We start from the raw sequence: 18069 nt of genomic DNA, 5'->3' as shown, positions 1-18069 counted from the left end.
AAGGCAGGCCACTTGGAAGCATGCTGACTATGGCTACGATTCATGTAGACGGCAAAGAATACGACGTAGATGGAGCTGACAACCTGTTGCAGGCTTGTCTCTCTCTCGGCCTCGATATTCCTTACTTTTGCTGGCATCCGGCGCTGGGAAGCGTCGGCGCTTGCCGCCAATGTGCGGTAAAGCAATACCAAAACGCGGAAGATACGCGTGGCCGTTTGGTGATGTCTTGTATGACACCGGCATCCGATGGAACCTTTATTTCCATCGACGATGCCGAAGCCAAACAGTTCCGTGAAAGCGTGGTTGAGTGGTTGATGACCAACCACCCACACGACTGTCCGGTATGTGAAGAAGGCGGTAACTGTCACCTGCAGGATATGACAGTAATGACCGGCCACAGCTTCCGTAAATACCGCTTCAGCAAGCGTACCCACAATAACCAGGAACTGGGGCCGTTTATCTCGCATGAGATGAACCGCTGCATCGCCTGCTACCGTTGTGTGCGCTATTACAAGGATTATGCGGACGGCACCGACTTCGGTGTGTACGGCGCGCACGATAACGTCTACTTCGGTCGTGTTGAGAGCGGCACGCTGGAAAGCGAGTTCTCCGGCAACCTGGTAGAAGTGTGCCCGACCGGCGTGTTCACCGACAAAACCCACTCCGAGCGTTATAACCGTAAGTGGGACATGCAGTTTGCGCCAAGCATTTGCCAGCAGTGCAGCATCGGCTGTAACACCAGCCCGGGCGAGCGCTATGGTGAATTGCGTCGCATCGAAAACCGCTATAACGGCAGCGTGAACCACTACTTCCTGTGCGACCGCGGCCGCTTCGGTTATGGCTACGTGAACCAGAAAGATCGTCCACGTCAGCCACAGCAGCTGCGCGGCAACGATTGGATCACCCTGAACGCCGAACAGGCTATGCAGGGCGCGGCGGACATCCTGCGTCAGGCGAAGAAAACCATCGGTATCGGCTCACCCCGCGCCAGTCTGGAAAGCAACTTCGCACTGCGTGAACTGGTCGGTGCCGAGAATTTCTACACCGGTATTTCACAGGCGGAACAGGGTCGTCTGAACCTGATGCTGAACGTGCTGCAAAACAGCGGCGTTCACACGCCTGCGCTGCGCGAAATTGAAGGCTACGACGCGGTATTGGTGCTGGGTGAAGATCTGACCCAGACCGGCGCACGTATTGCTTTGTCGGTACGTCAGGCGGTGAAGGGCAAGGCTCGCGCCATGGCTGCAGCCCAGCGCGTTGCCGACTGGCAGATTGCCGCGATACAAAACATTGGTCAGCATGCCAAGTACCCACTGTTCGTCACCAACGTGGACAACACCCGTCTGGACGACATCGCTGCGTGGAACTACCGTGCACCGGTAGATGAGCAAGCGCGTCTCGGCTTCGCCATCGCCCACGGGCTGGATAATGCGGCACCGGCGGTCAACGATTTGGCTGACGGCCTGAACAAGAAAGTCGATATCATCGTGCAGGCGCTGACCGACGCACGTAAACCGCTGATCGTCACCGGTAGCAACGCCGGCAGCGAAGCCATCATCGAAGCGGCGGCCAACATCGCCAAAGCGCTGAAGGATCGCGGCTCTGATGTGGGTATCACCTTCGTGGCCAGCGCGGCCAACAGCATCGGTTTGTCGATGATTGGCGGTGGTTCGCTCGATCAGGCGCTGTCGCAGCTGGAAAACGGCGAAGCAGACACCGCTATCGTGATGGAAAACGATCTCTACCGGCATGCGCAGGCGGCAAAAGTGGACGCCGCGTTGGCCAAGGTCAGCAACCTGATCGTGGTTGATCATCAGCGCACCGCGATCATGGATCGGGCCAACCTGATCCTGTCGGCGGCCAGCTTTGCAGAAAGCGACGGTACCCTGGTCAACCAGGAGGGTCGCGCACAGCGTTTCTTCCAGGTTTACGATCCGGCCTACTACGACGACGCGAAAAAAGACGTTTACACCGTAATGCTGGAAAGCTGGCGTTGGATGCACTCGCTGCATTCCACCTATACCAGCCGTCACGTGGACTGGACGCAGCTCGATCACGTTATCGAAGCCTGTGTTACCGCGTTGCCGCAGCTGCAGGGCATTGTGGACGCGGCACCGGACGCAAGTTTCCGCATCCGAGGTCAAAAATTGGCACGTTCGCCACATCGTTCCAGTGGTCGTACGGCTATGCGCGCCAACATCAGCGTGCACGAGCCGCGTCAGCCGCAGGATAAAGACACCATGTTCGCCTTCTCGATGGAGGGCAACAACAGCCCGCTGGCCGATCGTCAGCAGATCCCGTTCGCCTGGGCACCAGGTTGGAACTCACCGCAGGCATGGAACAAGTTCCAGGCCGAAGTGGGCGGCAAGCTGCGCCATGGCGATCCGGGCGTGCGTCTGATCGAAGCAGGGGAGGGCAAGCTGGATTACTTCACCCAGGTGCCTGCCGCCTTTGATCATGAGCAAGGCTGGCGTGTCGCGCCTTATTACCACCTGTTCGGCAGTGATGAAATGTCACAGCGTTCCGGCGTGATCCAGCAGCGTATGCCAGAGGCCTACGTGATGGTGAACCCGGCGGATGCCGCTACGCTTGGCGTGAATGCCGGTGCGCTGGTGGAGTTCAGCTGTGCGGGCCAGACGCTGCGTCTGCCGGTGCGCCTGAGTGAAACGCTGACCCAGGGCCAGGTGGGCTTACCGCTCGGCTTGCCAGGGATCCCGCCGGTATTGGTGGGTGCGACGGTTGAAAATCTGCGGGAGGCAACACGATGAGCTGGTTTACCCCTGAGGTGATCGACATTCTGATCTCCGTGCTTAAAGCGGTAGTGATCCTGCTGGTCGTCGTCACCTGCGGTGCTTTCATGAGCTTCGGCGAACGTCGCCTGCTCGGCCTGTTCCAGAACCGTTACGGACCAAACCGTGTCGGCTGGGGCGGTTCGCTGCAACTGGTCGCCGACATGATCAAAATGTTCTTCAAGGAAGACTGGGTTCCGAAATTCTCCGACCGGGTGATCTTCACCCTGGCGCCGATGATCGCCTTCACTTCCCTGTTGCTGGCATTTGCCATCGTCCCGGTCAGTCCGACCTGGGCGGTGTCAGACCTCAACATCGGTATTTTGTTCTTCCTGATGATGGCCGGCCTGGCGGTATACGCCGTGCTGTTTGCCGGCTGGTCGAGCAACAACAAATACTCGCTGTTGGGGGCGATGCGTGCTTCTGCGCAAACCCTGAGCTACGAAGTGTTCATCGGCCTGTCGCTGATGGGCGTGGTGGCGCAGGCGGACTCCTTCAACATGCAGACCATTGTTGAATCTCAGGCGCATCTGTGGAACGTCATCCCGCAATTCTTCGGTTTCGTGACCTTTGCGATTGCCGGCGTTGCGGTGTGTCACCGTCACCCGTTTGACCAACCGGAAGCCGAGCAGGAACTGGCTGACGGTTACCACATTGAATACTCCGGCATGAAGTTCGGTCTGTTCTTCGTGGGTGAGTACATCGGTATCGTCACCGTTTCTGCCCTGATTGTGACGTTGTTCTTCGGTGGCTGGCAGGGTCCATTCCTGCCGCCATTCATCTGGTTCGCGCTGAAAACGGCTTTCTTCATGATGATGTTCATTCTGATTCGTGCTGCTCTGCCACGTCCGCGCTATGACCAGGTAATGGCCTTCGGCTGGAAAGTGTGTCTGCCGCTGACGCTGCTGAACCTGCTGGCAACTGCCGCAGTCATTTTGTACAACGCTCAATAAGGGGTGAATAAACCATGACATTGAAAGAGTTATTGGTTGGTTTCGGCACCCAGGTGCGCAGCATTTGGATGATAGGCCTGCATGCCTTCGCCAAGCGCGAAACCCAGATGTATCCGGAAGAACCGGTTTACCTGCCGCCGCGTTACCGTGGCCGTATCGTGCTGACGCGCGATCCGGACGGTGAAGAGCGTTGCGTAGCCTGTAACCTGTGTGCGGTTGCCTGCCCGGTGGGCTGTATCTCGCTGCAAAAAGCAGAACAGAAAGATGGCCGTTGGTATCCGGAGTTCTTCCGCATCAACTTCTCGCGCTGCATTTTCTGCGGCCTGTGCGAAGAAGCTTGCCCAACTACCGCGATCCAGCTGACGCCGGATTTCGAAATGGGTGAGTTCAAACGCCAGGACCTGGTGTACGAAAAAGAAGATCTGTTGATCTCGGGGCCGGGTAAATATCCGGAATATAACTTCTACCGGATGGCCGGTATGGCGATTGACGGCAAAGCCAAGGGCGAAGCCGAAAACGAAGCCAAACCGATCGACGTCAAAGGTCTGTTGCCTTAAGGAGCCAGCAAGCATGGAAATTGCCTTTTATCTGGCAGGTTTGATTGCGGTGATCGCGACCATTCGCGTGATCTCGCATACCAATCCTGTGCATGCGTTGCTGTATCTGATCGTCTCGCTGTTGGCGATCTCTGCAGTCTTCTTCTCACTCGGCGCGTACTTCGCAGCGGCGTTGGAGATCATCGTTTACGCCGGTGCCATCATGGTGCTGTTCGTGTTCGTGGTCATGATGTTGAACCTCGGCAGCGCGGTACAAAAGCAAGAGCGCGACTGGCTGAAGCCGTCGGTATGGATCGGTCCGGGCCTGCTGTCGTTGCTGCTGCTGGCGGTGCTGATTTTCGCGATTCGCAGCGTGTCCGATCAGGGCATCAGCGGTGAGATGGTAGACGCCAAAGCCGTGGGGATCAGCCTGTTCGGTCCTTACGTGTTGGCGGTTGAGCTGGCTTCAATGCTGCTGTTGGCAGGTCTGGTTGTTGCCTTCCACATTGGCCGTGAGCACAAACCGGGTGAGGTGTTGAGCAACGCGCCGGTTGGTGGCGAAATGGCGAGAAGAAAATCGGAGGAGCAAGCATGATCCCTCTTCAACATGGCCTGATTCTGGCGGCGATCCTGTTCGTCCTGGGTCTGACCGGGTTGCTGGTTCGTCGTAATCTGCTGTTTATGCTGATCAGTCTGGAAGTGATGATCAACGCCGCAGCATTGGCGTTTATCGTGGCGGGTAGTTACTGGGGCCAACCGGATGGGCAGGTGATGTACATCCTGGCGATCAGTTTGGCGGCAGCCGAGGCCAGTATCGGTCTGGCGTTGCTGCTGCAGCTCTACCGTCGCCGTCATACCCTGAATATTGATACTGTCAGTGAGATGCGCGGATGAACCTATTATATTTAACTATTCTGCTACCGCTGATCGGGTTCCTGCTGTTGGCCTTTTCCCGAGGCCGCTGGTCTGAGAACGTCTCGGCAACCATTGGCGTAGGCTCTATCGGCCTGGCTGCGTTGGTCACGGTGCATGTGGCGATGGATTTCTTCGCCCAGAAAGCGACGGGCGTGCAGCTGTTTGAGCAGAGCCTGTGGAACTGGATGACCGTCGGTAACTTTAATATCGGCGTGACTTTGACGCTGGACGGCCTGTCGTTGACCATGTTGTCCGTGGTCACCGGCGTGGGCTTCTTCATCCACATGTTCGCGTCCTGGTACATGCGCGGTGAAGAGGGCTACTCGCGCTTCTTCGCTTACACCAACCTGTTTATCGCCAGCATGGTGGTATTGGTACTGGCAGACAACCTGTTGCTGATGTACCTGGGCTGGGAAGGCGTGGGCCTGTGCAGCTACCTGCTGATCGGCTTCTACTACAAGGATCCGGCCAACGGTGCGGCGGCGATGAAAGCCTTCATCGTGACCCGCGTCGGCGACGTGTTCCTGGCGTTCGCGCTGTTCATCCTCTACAACGAGCTGGGCACGCTGAACATCCGCGAACTGATGATCCTGGCACCGCAAAAACTGGCGGTCGGCGATACGGCGATCACCTGGGCTACCCTGATGTTGCTGGGCGGCGCGGTCGGTAAATCAGCGCAGCTGCCGTTGCAGACCTGGCTGGCAGACGCCATGGCGGGTCCAACCCCGGTTTCCGCACTGATCCACGCGGCGACCATGGTGACCGCGGGCGTTTACCTGATTGCCCGTACGCACGGCCTGTTCCTGATGGCGCCGGAAGTGTTGCATCTGGTGGGCATTATCGGGGCAGTGACCCTGGTGCTGGCCGGCTTTGCCGCGCTGGTACAGACTGACATCAAACGCGTACTTGCCTACTCCACCATGAGCCAGATTGGTTACATGTTCCTGGCGTTGGGTGTGCAGGCGTGGGATGCAGCAATCTTCCATCTGATGACCCATGCGTTCTTCAAGGCGCTGCTGTTCCTCTCCTCCGGTTCAGTGATCCTGGCTTGCCATCACGAGCAGAACATCTTCAAGATGGGCGGCCTGCGCAAGAGCATTCCACTGGTTTACGTCTGCTTCCTGGTGGGGGGCGCTGCGCTGTCGGCACTGCCGCTGATCACCGCAGGCTTCTTCAGTAAGGATGAGATCCTGGCGGGTGCGATGGCCAACGGTCACATCAACCTGATGATTGCCGGCCTGGTCGGTGCGTTCATGACCTCGCTGTACACCTTCCGTATGATTTTCATCGTGTTCCATGGCGAAGAGAAAATCAAAGCGCATGCCGGTAAAGGCATCACTCACCACCTGCCGCTGTTGGTTCTGCTGGTGCTGTCCACCTTCGTTGGCGCGATGATTGTTCCGCCACTGCAGGGCGTACTGCCAGATACCACCGAGCTGGCGCACGGTAGCGTGCTGCAGTTGGAAATTACCTCCGGCGTAGTGGCTATTGTTGGCATCCTGTTAGCGGCGGCGCTGTGGCTGGGCAAACGTACCCTGGTTACCCGCATCGCCAATAGCGCACCGGGACGTTTCTTCTCTACCTGGTGGTTCCATGCCTGGGGCTTCGACTGGCTGTACGACAAAGTATTCGTCAAGCCGTACCTGGGTATTGCGAAGTTGCTGCAACGTGATCCGCTGAACTCGATGATGAACCTGCCGGCCATTTTCTCCCGCTGGGGGAACCGTGGTCTGACAGTGAGCGAGAACGGTCAGGTGCGTTGGTATATAGCGTCTATGGGTGTGGGTGCAGTGGTCGTATTGGCTCTGTTGATTTTGGTTTAATTGAATAATTTAAACAGACGCATTTTTCGGGCGTAGCGCTCTGCAGGGCAGGCGCTACGTACAAAGTTTGAAATTATTCGTATAAGGGACACAAAACGCCATGCTATTACCTTGGCTAATTCTTATCCCCTTTATTGGCGGTCTGCTGTGCTGGCAGTTTGAGCGCTTCGGTACTAAGGTGCCGCGCTGGATTGCGTTGATCGCAATGGGGCTGACATTGGCGCTTTCTCTGCATCTGTGGATGCAGGGCGGCTACACGTTGACTACGCCGAAAGGCATACCGCAGTGGCAGTCTGAATTCCTGCTGCCGTGGATCCCACGCTTTGGCATTTCCATCCACCTGGCGCTGGACGGACTTTCACTGCTGATGGTAGTGCTGACCGGCCTGCTGGGCGTGTTGGCTATCCTCTGTTCCTGGCGTGAAATCCAGAAATACCAGGGCTTCTTCCACCTGAACCTGCTGTGGATCCTGGGTGGGGTTATCGGCGTGTTCCTCGCCATCGACATGTTCCTGTTCTTCTTCTTCTGGGAAATGATGTTGGTGCCGATGTACTTCCTGATCGCACTCTGGGGTCACAAGGCGTCGGACGGGAAAACCCGCATCACTGCGGCTACCAAGTTCTTCATCTATACCCAGGCCAGCGGTCTGGTGATGCTGATTGCCATTATGGGCCTGGTGTTTGTGCACTATAACGCGACCGGCGTGTGGACCTTCGATTACGAAGACCTGCTGCAAACGCCAATGTCACACAACGTGCAATACCTGTTGATGCTGGGCTTCTTCATTGCCTTCGCGGTGAAAATGCCGGTGGTGCCGTTGCACGGCTGGTTGCCGGATGCGCACAGCCAGGCTCCTACCGCAGGTTCTGTCGACCTGGCGGGGATCTTGCTGAAGACCGCGGCCTATGGCCTGTTGCGCTTCAGCCTGCCGCTGTTCCCGGAAGCTTCGCATGAGTTCGCGCCAATCGCCATGTGGCTGGGTGTTATCGGTATCTTCTACGGCGCCTGGATGGCGTTTGCGCAGACCGATATCAAGCGTCTGATCGCTTACACCTCGGTTTCCCATATGGGCTTCGTCCTGATCGCCATCTACACCGGCAGCCAACTGGCTTACCAGGGTGCAGTGATCCAGATGATTGCACACGGCCTGTCTGCGGCCGGTATGTTCATCATCTGTGGCCAGTTGTACGAACGTCTGCACACTCGCGACATGCGTGAAATGGGCGGCCTGTGGGGGCGTATCAAATACATCCCTGCGCTGTCGCTGTTCTTCGCGGTGGCTACGTTGGGGATGCCGGGTACCGGTAACTTCGTCGGTGAATTCATGATCCTGTTCGGCAGCTATCAGGTTGTGCCGGTGATCACCGTGATTTCTACCTTCGGTCTGGTGTTTGCTTCGGTTTACTCGTTGATCATGATGCAGCGTGCCTACTACGGCAAAGCCAAGTCTGACCAACCTTTGCCGGGCATGACCGCGCGTGAGCTGTTCATCATTCTGCTGTTGGTGGTGTTGCTGGTTCTGTTGGGGTTCTACCCACAACCGATTCTGGACACTTCTAATGCGGCGATGAGCAACGTGCAACACTGGTTTGGTTCGTCAGTTTCAGCAATTTCAACAACAAGGCCGTAATTCGCCATGACAATAACTCCTCAACAACTGATCGCACTGTTGCCGCTGTTGATCGTCGGATTGACGGTGGTGGTTGTGATGCTAGGCATTGCGTGGCGACGCGACCACTTTATCAACGCCACCCTGACCGTGATCGGGCTAAACCTGGCGCTGCTTTCGCTGTACTTTGTCGGCCAGGCAGGCCCAATGGATGTCACCCCGCTGCTGCGGGTTGACGGCTACTCGATGTTCTATACCGGGCTGGTGATATTGGCGAGTCTGGCGACCTGTACCTTTGCCTATCCGTGGCTGGTCGGTTACCCGGACAACCGCGAAGAGTTCTATCTGCTGGTGCTGATTGCTACCCTGGGTGGCATTCTGCTGGCGAGCGCCAACCATCTTGCCTCGCTGTTCCTCGGTATTGAACTGATCTCGCTGCCGCTGTTTGGTCTGGTGGGCTACGCCTACCGCCAGAAGCGACCGCTGGAAGCGGCCATCAAGTACATGCTGCTGTCCGCCGCGGCGTCGTCCTTCCTGCTGTTCGGTATGGCGTTGCTGTATGCGGAGTCCGGTGACTTGTCGCTGGCCGGCCTGGGCAAGAGCCTGCAAGAAAACATGATGCACCAGCCGCTGATCCTGGCCGGTATGGGCATGATGATTGTCGGTCTGGGCTTCAAGCTGTCGCTGGTGCCGTTCCAACTGTGGACGCCGGATGTGTATCAGGGGGCGCCTGCGCCGGTTTCAACCTTCCTGGCCACCGCCAGCAAGATTGCTATCTTTGCGGTCGTTATGCGTCTGTTCCTGTATGCGCCTGCTGCCGACAACGAAGCGCTGCGCATGGTGCTGTCGATCATTGCCGTTTGTTCGATTTTGTTCGGCAACCTGATGGCCATCAGCCAGACCAACATCAAGCGTCTGCTGGGTTACTCGTCGATTGCACACCTGGGTTATCTGCTGGTGGCGCTGATTGCGGTGCAAACCCACCAGCTGTCGCTGGAAACCGCCGGGGTTTACCTGGCCGGTTACCTGTTCAGCAGCCTGGGCGCGTTCGGCGTGGTCAGCCTGATGTCCAGCCCGTACCGTGGCCCGGATGCAGATTCACTGTTCTCCTACCGCGGTCTGTTCTGGCATAAGCCCATTCTGTCCGCCGTCATGACGGTGATGATGCTGTCACTGGCCGGTATCCCGATGACCCTGGGCTTTATCGGTAAGTTCTTCGTGATCGCAATGGGCGTCAGCGCTCACCTGTGGTGGTTGACCGGCGCCGTGGTGCTGGGTAGCGCCATTGGTTTGTACTACTACCTGCGCGTCACCGTCAGCCTGTTCCTCAGCGCGCCGGAAGCGCTGCAGCGCGATACCCCAAATAACTGGGCGTTGACCGCAGGCGGCGTAGTGGTGTTGATCTCCGCCGCGTTGGTGCTGTTGCTGGGTGTTTATCCGCAGCCGCTGATTACGCTGGTACAGATGGCACAACCGATGTTCTGATGGGCATCAGGGCAGTAAAAAAGGTCGCTTCGGCGACCTTTTTTTATGGCGTGGGGCAGGGGCGTTTATGTGGGTCAGCCGGGATTGTTTTTAAATGAGGTTTCCAGCGCCTGGACTACGGCACGCACCCTGGCGGCACGCTGCAGGTCAGGATGCAGCACCAGCCAGATATCTACCCAGTCTTTGTTTTCCGGGAAAATTCGCACCAGGTCCGGGTCCTTATCCGCCAGGAACGAGGACAGCAGGCCAATCCCCAACCCATTGCGCGTTGCAGAGCGCAGCAGCAACTGCGAATTGCACTGCAGCACCACGTTAGGATCGATCAGCGTTTCGCCACAGAAGTTGTTCCAGTGACGGGGCACCAGTTCTCGCGGGAACATCAGCAGGTCATGACCCCGCAGATGGTCGCCCTTGGTCGGCATGCCGTGTTTGTCGAGATAGTCCTGCGTCGCATACAGCCCCATTTCGATGGTGGCCATGCGTTTGATAATCAGCTCATCGGATTCGGGACGGGCGCCGCGGATCGCCAGATCTGCGCCACGGTACGAAATATCAGAGATATTGACCGCCGTCAGCATGGTGACGGTGATTAACGGGTATTGTTCTCGCAGCGCCTTCAGCGCCGGGATGACAAAAGCCTCGGCCATGGTATCGGTGGTGGCGATGCGTACGTTACCGCACAGGCTGTCGTCGCCACTGGTGGCTTTGCGGCCAATCGCCTGCACCGAGTTCTCCATGTTCATGACGTCCGCCAGCATTTCTTCTCCCAACGGACTGAGGGAGAACGATTTAGGCGTACGGATAAACAGTTTGGATCCCAGGCTCTCTTCAAAAGCGGTAATACGCCGCCCGACGGTGGCTTGGTCGACGTGTAGTTCATTGGCGGCTTTTCGTAAAGTGCCGCAGCGTGCGACCGCCAGGAAGAAGCGTGCATCATCCCAATTCATCATGCCATTTCCTTTGTGCAGGCTTATCGGTCTTGTCTGTGTTCATTATTGCGCAACCGTACCGGCTCTGGTTTTGGCTGCAAATGAGGCCCACGTATCATAATTATTAATTATGTTTCAGGATATGAATAAATGCATCAACGTGAAGCAGTTTTGCATCTTTATTTTTACCCGACAATCTTTATGCTTATCAACGTTTATGCTGTGATCTGGCGCACATTTTGTGCCAATGTTACCCTGAACGCGTAAGCAGACGCGCATGAGAGCCTGTCTCTGTGGGCTAATCGCCTGGTGGGATCGACTCTGAATCTAGGTTGGCCCACCACGACTGGACATTGAAAATGGAGTCTCACGCAGAGAAGTTATACACCCCCGTAGCACTGGCAACTGCGGACGGTGTCAGAGTTATTGCAACCCCCGGTGCGAAAGCGGCAACGCAAAGCAACGCTGATGCGATTATCCAGAGTCTCGAAGCTCGCGGCATTCAGCACATATTCCTGGTACCCGGCAAGCTGGTGTACCCATTGATAAAATCCATTGAACATTCAGGCATTGCCGGCATCGTCGGCGCCCATGAAACCGCCTGCGGCTTTATGGCGGACGGTTATGCCCGCGCCAGCCGCAAGTTTGGCGTTTGTCTGGGCATCTCCGGTCCCGGCACCATGAATTTCCTGCCGGCGATGGCGGCGGCACAGGCCGACAAAATTCCGGTGTTGTATCTGGCCGGCGGCATTGCCACTTATCATGAGGCGCAGGGTGCCTTCCAGGACGGCAGCAATAGTGGCATCGATGAGCTGACTATCGTCAAACCGCTGCTTTCCGCTGCGATAGAAGTGAAAAATAATCTCACGTTGCAGCACGAACTGCGGCGCAGTCTGTCCTTCCTGAACACTCAGCGAAAAGGTCGCACCTATCTCAGCGTGCCGGTCGATATGCAAAAGAAAGAGGTGGCTGGCGGTCATGAAGTTAGCCCGCCACGCACGCCCCAGTGCCGAGAGGCCGCCATCGACCCACAGGCATTGGATCAGGTGCTGGATGACTATCTGCTGCGCGGGCTGAACGTCGCCTGCCTGGTGGGTAACCGCATGAATAATCCGCTGGATGCGGCCCTGCTGTTGCGCCTGGCGGAGAAATACCGTCTGCCGGTTGCCACTACGCTGTCCGGCAAGGGCGCGTTTCCCGAAGGGCACGAGCTGGCGTTGGGGCTGTATGGTTTTGCCGGTCATACCCGGGCGGTGGAAACCATCAATGGCGATGAAGTGGATGTGCTGCTGGTGCTGGGTTGCGATCTGAGCCAACGCGATAGCCTGAACTGGAATCCGCGGCTGCACGGCACCAAAACGTTGGTGGTGATTGACGAGGATTTCGATAAGGTCAGCTCGCATTATCAACCGGATATGCAGATTTTCTCCAGCCTGACCGGCTCGTTGCACCACCTGCTGGATGCGGTCAGCGACGATGACGCGCACCTGAACAGCATTAAGCGCTTGCGTAACGGCTGGCTTGAGCAGGTGGGTCAACTGCCGCTAGAGCAGCAACGGCCCGATTTGCAGGTGCGTCTTGCCGAGGGTGAGGCCAACATGTACCCCGGCGACGCCATCAAACGCATCCGCAGCCGTATGAATCAGGACACCAACGTGGTGGTCGATTCCGGCGCACACCGTATCTTTATGGCGCACCACTGGCAGGCCAGCGGCCGGGGCGATTACCATACCTCAAGCTCCCTGGCGCCGATGGGCTGGGCGATTTGTGCCGGCATTGGCATCAAACTGGCAGCGCCGCACCGCGACTGCGTGGTGGTTACCGGCGACGGCTGCATGCTGATGCACGGCATCGAGATCCAGACGGCCGCCCGTTATCAGGTCAAAATGACCTTTGTGGTGATGAACAACTGCGCTCACGGAGCGATGCACATCGACACCCTGCAAAACCGTGGGGTATCTGCGGACTATACCGCGTTGCCGAACCATGACTGGAAGGCCTTCGCCAACAGCCTGGGGGTTGCCTCCGCCAAAGCGGCGACGCTGGAGGAACTGGACGAAGCGCTGACCGCCGCGGCTGAGCATGAGGGGCCTTTCCTGATAGAAGTGTTGGTAGGAAATCATGTGGCGCCTAATCGATACTATGCCGAGAGCATCGTAGAATACGAGCAGCGTATCAAAGGCTTGTAAAGGCGTAACCCCAGATTCCAGGAGTCGTCATTCATTGTCCTTTGTATTACGCCATTCTATTTTGTTCACCGTAGTCATGGAGCGATAACAATGTATAAACTGACACTTCTGGCATTAATGATGGCATTTCAAGGCGCTGCACAGGCCGCAGAGGATCACGGCGAAGGCATAAACAAAGAAACCTTGCTGAAAACCGAAACCTCATGGGAGGGGACGCCGTACCAGCATTATCCGGCAGGCGCTCCGCAGATCACCATGTTGAAGGTCACGGTGGAACCGAACAAGGTGCTCGCCTGGCATACTCACCCGTGCATCAGCGCGGTGTATATGACTGGGGGCAGCGTTTCGCTGACGGTCAAGAAAACCGGCGTGAAACACACCTTTAAGCAGGGCGACTCCTTTACCGACACGGTAGATATCGTTCACCAAGGGGTTTCTGGTGATAAAGGCGCTGAGATGCTGGTATTCTTCGCCTGCGCTGATAATAAACCGCTGACGGTGAAAGCTGCCGAATAATATCCTCGCCGTTTTTCAAGCTGCGGCGATGTTGACTGCATTAGCCGTAGGGGGCGAATCAATTCGCCCCGTTTTATTTTGTCGCCCGTTGGGGTGATATACCGAGGAAATCATGGTTGCTTTGTGGATGGTCGTCGCCAGCGGGTTCTTTGCGTTGATGGGGGCCAGCATCAAACTGGCTTCGGCCAAGGTCGGTTTTTTCGACATCATTTTTTACCGCTCTGTGATTAACGTCCTGATCGTTGCCGCGCTGATCCATGTGAAAAATCTCGGTTTCCGCACCCAGCATTTGGGGTTGCACATGAAACGCGCCGCCATTGGCAATGCGGCGATGTACTGCGGTTTCTACTCACTAATCCATCTGCCGATCGCCACGGCCACCACGTTGGGCTACACCAATCCTATCTTTCAGTCGGCGATTGCCTTTGTCACTAGCAAAGGCCAACTGACCGGCAAGCTGCTGTTCTCGGTATTGCTGGGTTTTATCGGCATTCTGGTGCTGCTGCGCCCCGATACGCCGAACGGCGAGTATGCCGCGACCCTGATTGGCCTGCTTTCCGGCCTGCTGACCGCGCTGGCCTATTTTAACGTCGGTAAGCTGGTGCGCAGTGGCGAACCCGAACTGCGAGTGGTGTTTTACTTCTCGTTGGTGGGCACCCTGGTGGGCGGCATGATGACCACTGTGGTGGGGTTTACCGCGTTGGACAGCGCCATGATGCTGTGCGTTTGCGCCATCGGTGTGTTCGGCAGCCTGGGGCAAATCACCATGACCCGCGCCTACGGCAGCGGCAATGCGGTGATTGTCAGCATTCTTTCCTATAGCACCATCATTTTCTCCACGCTGCTCGGCTATCTGTTGTTTGGCGAGAAGCTGTCCTACATTGCTGCGGGCGGCATGGCGCTGATTATTCTCTCCGGTGCGTTGGCGATAGTGAAGCGCGCTCCGGCAAAAACCTCGAAGGCGGCGGCGGTGTGAATAGCACGGCATTAAGCGCTGGCGGGCGTCAGCGCAAATGCATTAATGAATCACTGTGATGCATTCTTGGCTATTTTGACCGTTATACCCGAAAGGTATGATAAACGCGTTTCCTGAGGAGTTTGGTTTTCAGGGTTAGGTGTTTATCCAGATTGTTTCGGGAGAGAAAAATGTCTGAAGGTGTGGCTGTTGATGAAGCCGCTAAAGCGAAGTTGGGTGAGTCGCATTTTGCCATCCTGCTGTTTTTAGCCCTGGCATTAATGTCCGCATTGCTGAACAGCAGTGCGCCGACACCGCTTTACCCGCTTTATCAACATGAGTTGGCGCTAAGCTCGGTCAGCCTGACCGTCATTTATGGCGCCTATGCCGCCGGCGTGCTGATTTCGCTGTTCGGCGTGGGCAACATGGCCGGCAAGGTCAAAGATCTGCGCAGCATGATTGTACCGGCGCTGCTGGTGGTGTTGGCCGGGGCCTTGCTGTTTTCGATGGCCGATTCGTTTTTGATGATGTTTATGGCGCGTCTGCTGGCCGGGATCGGCACCGGGGCTTTGACCGGTGCGGCTAACATTGCGCTGGTGCGTTTTGGGCCGAAGGACGGCGGTAAAAATGCGGCGCTGATTGCCACGCTGTCATTCACCACCGGTCTGGCTTTGGGGCCGATTTTCAGCGGCGTGGCGCTGCAAACCGGGTTCCACACTACCTCGCTGCCGTTCATTATCATCATGGCGGTGGCGGCAGTTGCCGCACTGGGCGTGATGCTGAAATGGCCGGTTGAAGCCGTTGTTGTACCCCTCAGTGGGGCACCGGCAGCAGAAGCCGCGGCAGAAAAAAGTTCGTTGGCGGATGGCCTGCGCGCTACCGGAGGCAAGTTCTTCCTGTGTGCCGGCGCGTTGTTCATCTGCTGGGCAGTGGCTGCCAGTATTCTGGCGATTGGGCCAAGCGTATCGGAAAAGCTGTTGGGCATGCACAGCCGGGGCGTTTACGGCTATGTGATTGCGGTTTACCTGGTGATTGCCGGTATTAGCCAGATCCTGAGCCGTCGCGTTAATGCGCGCCATTCGCTGATGTTTGGCTGTCTGGCGCAGGCGCTGTCAGTGGTGGTGTTCGCCGAGGCGATTCAGATCCACTCGCTGGCTCTGGCCAGTGCCGGTATGGTGATTGCCGGTTACGCCTACGGGGCGATTTTTGTCGGCAGTGCCACCTTGGTGAACCTGATTTCACCGAAGGCCAGCCACGCGAGACTGATTTCACTGTTTTACGTAATCGCCTATATCGCCAACTGGGTTCCGATCCTGCTGGGGGCGGTTATCGACCATGCCAGCCTGCATCTGGCGGTCAATCTGTTATTTCTGGTCAGTGCCGTGGTTTGCTTATCTTTGAGCTTCATGGTGACCCGCGCGGGCTTCCCGCGCTGATACCCGCCGAGTTTCAGGTTGTCCGTCGGCAACGTGAAATTAGCAGGGTAGCTGAACAACGATTTTAGCCACGCAAGGTGGCGAACGATTTCCCTGGTGTTGTTGTGTGTCATTTCCAGCGTGCTAGTCACGCTGGTTTTTTTTTTGTGACAAATTCCTCAATTCTGCAATTTCAGTATTTCTCATTACAAAATTTTTGTGATTTACATCACTTGAATTTGCCGATTTTCGCGTAAACTGCGCGCTTTCTTTGCTGCGGGTCAGTTTATGAACGTTCTTTTTGCCATTGCTGTGACTACCGGGATCCTCTCCGGCGTGTGGGGATGGGTGGCTGTTAGCCTGGGGCTGATCAGTTGGGCCGGTTTCCTGGGCTGTACGGCCTATTTTGCTTGCCCGCAGGGGGGGCTGAAAGGGTTGTTGATCAGCACACTGACCTGCTGCAGCGGGGTATTTTGGGCGATGGCGATCATTCACGGCAGTGAGCTGGCGCCCGGCTGGAGCCTGCTCGGTTATCTGCTGACCGGCGCGGTGGCTTTTCTGATGTGCATTCAGGCAAAGCAGCAGTGGCTGGGTTTTGTGCCCGGCACCTTTATCGGCGCTTGCGCCACCTTCGCCGGCGGCGGCAATTGGTCTCTGGTGACCCTTTCCCTGTTGGTGGGATTAGTGTTTGGCTACGCGATGAAAAACAGCGGCCTGTGGCTGGCGGCGCGCAGCGAAAAACCGAAACCGGCGGCCGCTGTTACCGAACATGTTAACCGCTGAATTAAATGGTGCCGCCGAGTGAGATGCGGTAGTGCAGATCAACGCGCTCAATGCACGGCACCCCTTTAATGCGTTTCAACAAGATCTCTGTGGCCACCTTGCCGATATCAAACCTGGGTGTAATAACGCTGGCGATGCCCGGCGTGGTGGCTTTGCCGATATCCAGGCCGTGAAATCCCGACAAAGCGATATCCTGCGGAACCCGCAGCCCCAGCCGCAGACACTCCTGTAAGACCCCAACGGCCAGATCGTCATTGGTGCATAAGATACCGTCCAAATCCGGGTAGAGCTGCCGTGCCATGGCCAGCATGTCGGAGCCGACTGTCACCGACGAAACACGGTGCGGTGTGATTTGGCGCGGTGTCAGGCCCTGTTTTTCCATCGCCCGGCAGTAGCCCTGAAAACGTTTGGTGTCGCGCGCATCGGACATGGCGCCAAAATAAACCACCTGACGTTTACCGCTGGCGAGCAGCGCTTCGGTCATGTCGTAACCCGCCTGGAAGTTATCGAACCCCACGGCGATCCTTCCTTCCGGACCTTCCAGATCCATCACCTGCGCCACCGGGATTTTGGCGGCCGTCAGGTACTTTTCCGCCCGCAGAGTATGCTCCGAATCCGTCAGGATCAGCCCGGCAATCGGGTAAGCCAGCAGTTGGACGATATGCTCTTCTTCGCGCTGCCGACTGTAGTCATAGTTCACTACCAGCGTTTGGTAGCCCTGTTCCAGAGTGATGGATTCGATTCCGGCCAGCAGATCGGCGAAAATTTGGTTGTTGAACGAGGGGATCAAAACGCCAATGCGCGGCTTTTGCGTTGAGCGTGCTTCATCGCCGTCGGTAAAGTTAACTTCCTTCATCACCTGGGCAATTTTCTCGGCGGTTTCGGCCGCCACCTTTTCCGGCGTTCGCAGATAGCGGCTGACGGTCATTTTGGTCACGCCGGCGAGCAGCGCAATATCTTGCAGCGTGACGCGTTGGTTCTTCATTCTGAGGCCTTAACAGGGTGGGGCGGCGAAATCGCGAATAACGCCATGTTAACAAATCGATTTAGTGATAACAATCGACGACATAAAGTATAAAAATCTTATTTTTCAATGAAATGTGTTGAGTTTGTTTCCCGCGAGATTGCGTGGCTTCACGTTAAAGGTAACAGGTTTTAGTAACACTGTTTTA

15 protein-coding genes are annotated in these 18069 nt (G+C 56.7%); 13 read left to right on the top strand and 2 right to left on the bottom strand.

The genetic code is table 11. The features are described 5' to 3' along the window. Positions 1–29 precede the first annotated feature (29 nt). The 8 genes from nuoG to nuoN all read left to right on the top strand — a co-directional run bounded on the left by nuoG (position 30) and on the right by nuoN (position 10110). Complete coding sequence (gene nuoG / locus M2407_RS10565) at positions 30–2768, top strand: NADH-quinone oxidoreductase subunit NuoG (protein WP_041415534.1); 2739 nt, start codon at positions 30–32, stop codon at positions 2766–2768. Beyond that, the gene (gene nuoH, locus M2407_RS10560) at positions 2765–3742 is read left to right on the top strand and encodes an NADH-quinone oxidoreductase subunit NuoH (RefSeq protein ID WP_020827844.1); all 978 of its coding nucleotides are present in this window, start codon (positions 2765–2767) and stop codon (positions 3740–3742) included. The genes nuoG and nuoH overlap by 4 nt, the downstream gene beginning before the upstream one ends. Before the next feature lie 14 nt (positions 3743–3756). Continuing rightward, positions 3757–4299, top strand: a complete 543-nt coding sequence (nuoI, locus tag M2407_RS10555) for an NADH-quinone oxidoreductase subunit NuoI (protein ID WP_004947256.1) — start codon at positions 3757–3759, stop codon at positions 4297–4299. Between the two features lie 13 nt (positions 4300–4312). Next, complete coding sequence (gene nuoJ, locus M2407_RS10550) at positions 4313–4873, top strand: NADH-quinone oxidoreductase subunit J (protein WP_020827843.1); 561 nt, start codon at positions 4313–4315, stop codon at positions 4871–4873. Further along, entirely contained in the window at positions 4870–5172 is a 303-nt protein-coding gene (nuoK, locus tag M2407_RS10545; RefSeq protein WP_012146014.1) for an NADH-quinone oxidoreductase subunit NuoK, read from the top strand. The genes nuoJ and nuoK overlap by 4 nt, the downstream gene beginning before the upstream one ends. Further along, entirely contained in the window at positions 5169–7016 is a 1848-nt protein-coding gene (gene nuoL / locus M2407_RS10540; protein WP_020827842.1) for an NADH-quinone oxidoreductase subunit L, read from the top strand. Before nuoK ends, nuoL begins: the two co-directional genes overlap by 4 nt. A 100-nt stretch (positions 7017–7116) precedes the next feature. Next, on the top strand, positions 7117–8646 hold the full coding sequence (nuoM, locus tag M2407_RS10535; RefSeq protein ID WP_020827841.1) for an NADH-quinone oxidoreductase subunit M: 1530 nt from the start codon (positions 7117–7119) through the stop codon (positions 8644–8646). A 6-nt stretch (positions 8647–8652) separates the two neighbouring features. Continuing rightward, on the top strand, positions 8653–10110 hold the full coding sequence (gene nuoN / locus M2407_RS10530) for an NADH-quinone oxidoreductase subunit NuoN (protein WP_044552632.1): 1458 nt from the start codon (positions 8653–8655) through the stop codon (positions 10108–10110). A 74-nt stretch (positions 10111–10184) separates the two neighbouring features. Here the strand turns inward: nuoN and M2407_RS10525 are convergent, their stop codons facing one another. Continuing rightward, the gene (locus M2407_RS10525; RefSeq protein ID WP_128864613.1) at positions 10185–11060 is read right to left on the bottom strand and encodes a LysR family transcriptional regulator; all 876 of its coding nucleotides are present in this window, start codon (positions 11058–11060) and stop codon (positions 10185–10187) included. Positions 11061–11398: 338 nt separating this feature from the next. Here M2407_RS10525 and M2407_RS10520 point away from each other — a divergent pair, with 338 nt between their 5' ends. The 5 genes from M2407_RS10520 (at position 11399) to M2407_RS10500 (ending at position 16897) form a co-directional block, all read left to right on the top strand. Further along, complete coding sequence (locus tag M2407_RS10520; RefSeq protein WP_116690067.1) at positions 11399–13228, top strand: thiamine pyrophosphate-binding protein; 1830 nt, start codon at positions 11399–11401, stop codon at positions 13226–13228. Between the two features lie 90 nt (positions 13229–13318). After that, a complete protein-coding gene (locus tag M2407_RS10515; RefSeq protein ID WP_046373055.1) occupies positions 13319–13744 on the top strand; it encodes a cupin domain-containing protein in 426 nt (141 codons plus the stop codon). A gap of 112 nt (positions 13745–13856) precedes the next feature. Next, positions 13857–14720: a DMT family transporter gene (locus tag M2407_RS10510; protein ID WP_048763016.1), complete on the top strand. Its 864-nt coding sequence runs from the start codon at positions 13857–13859 to the stop codon at positions 14718–14720. A gap of 170 nt (positions 14721–14890) precedes the next feature. After that, positions 14891–16135, top strand: coding sequence for an MFS transporter (locus M2407_RS10505; RefSeq protein WP_115058416.1), 1245 nt, complete (start codon positions 14891–14893; stop codon positions 16133–16135). A 267-nt stretch (positions 16136–16402) separates the two neighbouring features. After that, complete coding sequence (locus tag M2407_RS10500; RefSeq protein WP_020827831.1) at positions 16403–16897, top strand: DUF1097 domain-containing protein; 495 nt, start codon at positions 16403–16405, stop codon at positions 16895–16897. Position 16898: 1 nt separating this feature from the next. Here the strand turns inward: M2407_RS10500 and M2407_RS10495 are convergent, their stop codons facing one another. Beyond that, complete coding sequence (locus M2407_RS10495) at positions 16899–17882, bottom strand: LacI family DNA-binding transcriptional regulator (protein WP_020827830.1); 984 nt, start codon at positions 17880–17882, stop codon at positions 16899–16901. Positions 17883–18069 lie beyond the last annotated feature (187 nt).

The organism is Serratia sp. BIGb0234, from assembly GCF_024809915.1.
Taxonomy (GTDB): Bacteria; Pseudomonadota; Gammaproteobacteria; order Enterobacterales; family Enterobacteriaceae; genus Serratia; species Serratia liquefaciens.
Note: the sequence above shows the minus strand (reverse complement) of the source record. Positions and strands in the feature narration are given on the sequence as shown.

Coding starts and splice junctions, on each gene's coding strand:
- M2407_RS10510 (WP_048763016.1), top strand. CDS start 13,857: ATGGTTGCTTTGTGGATGGTCGTCGCCAGCGGGTTCTTTGCGTTGATG.
- nuoI (WP_004947256.1), top strand. CDS start 3,757: ATGACATTGAAAGAGTTATTGGTTGGTTTCGGCACCCAGGTGCGCAGC.
- M2407_RS10520 (WP_116690067.1), top strand. CDS start 11,399: ATGGAGTCTCACGCAGAGAAGTTATACACCCCCGTAGCACTGGCAACT.
- nuoH (WP_020827844.1), top strand. CDS start 2,765: ATGAGCTGGTTTACCCCTGAGGTGATCGACATTCTGATCTCCGTGCTT.
- M2407_RS10505 (WP_115058416.1), top strand. CDS start 14,891: ATGTCTGAAGGTGTGGCTGTTGATGAAGCCGCTAAAGCGAAGTTGGGT.
- nuoG (WP_041415534.1), top strand. CDS start 30: ATGGCTACGATTCATGTAGACGGCAAAGAATACGACGTAGATGGAGCT.
- M2407_RS10515 (WP_046373055.1), top strand. CDS start 13,319: ATGTATAAACTGACACTTCTGGCATTAATGATGGCATTTCAAGGCGCT.
- nuoJ (WP_020827843.1), top strand. CDS start 4,313: ATGGAAATTGCCTTTTATCTGGCAGGTTTGATTGCGGTGATCGCGACC.
- M2407_RS10525 (WP_128864613.1), bottom strand. CDS start 11,060: ATGATGAATTGGGATGATGCACGCTTCTTCCTGGCGGTCGCACGCTGC.
- M2407_RS10495 (WP_020827830.1), bottom strand. CDS start 17,882: ATGAAGAACCAACGCGTCACGCTGCAAGATATTGCGCTGCTCGCCGGC.
- M2407_RS10500 (WP_020827831.1), top strand. CDS start 16,403: ATGAACGTTCTTTTTGCCATTGCTGTGACTACCGGGATCCTCTCCGGC.
- nuoM (WP_020827841.1), top strand. CDS start 7,117: ATGCTATTACCTTGGCTAATTCTTATCCCCTTTATTGGCGGTCTGCTG.
- nuoN (WP_044552632.1), top strand. CDS start 8,653: ATGACAATAACTCCTCAACAACTGATCGCACTGTTGCCGCTGTTGATC.
- nuoK (WP_012146014.1), top strand. CDS start 4,870: ATGATCCCTCTTCAACATGGCCTGATTCTGGCGGCGATCCTGTTCGTC.
- nuoL (WP_020827842.1), top strand. CDS start 5,169: ATGAACCTATTATATTTAACTATTCTGCTACCGCTGATCGGGTTCCTG.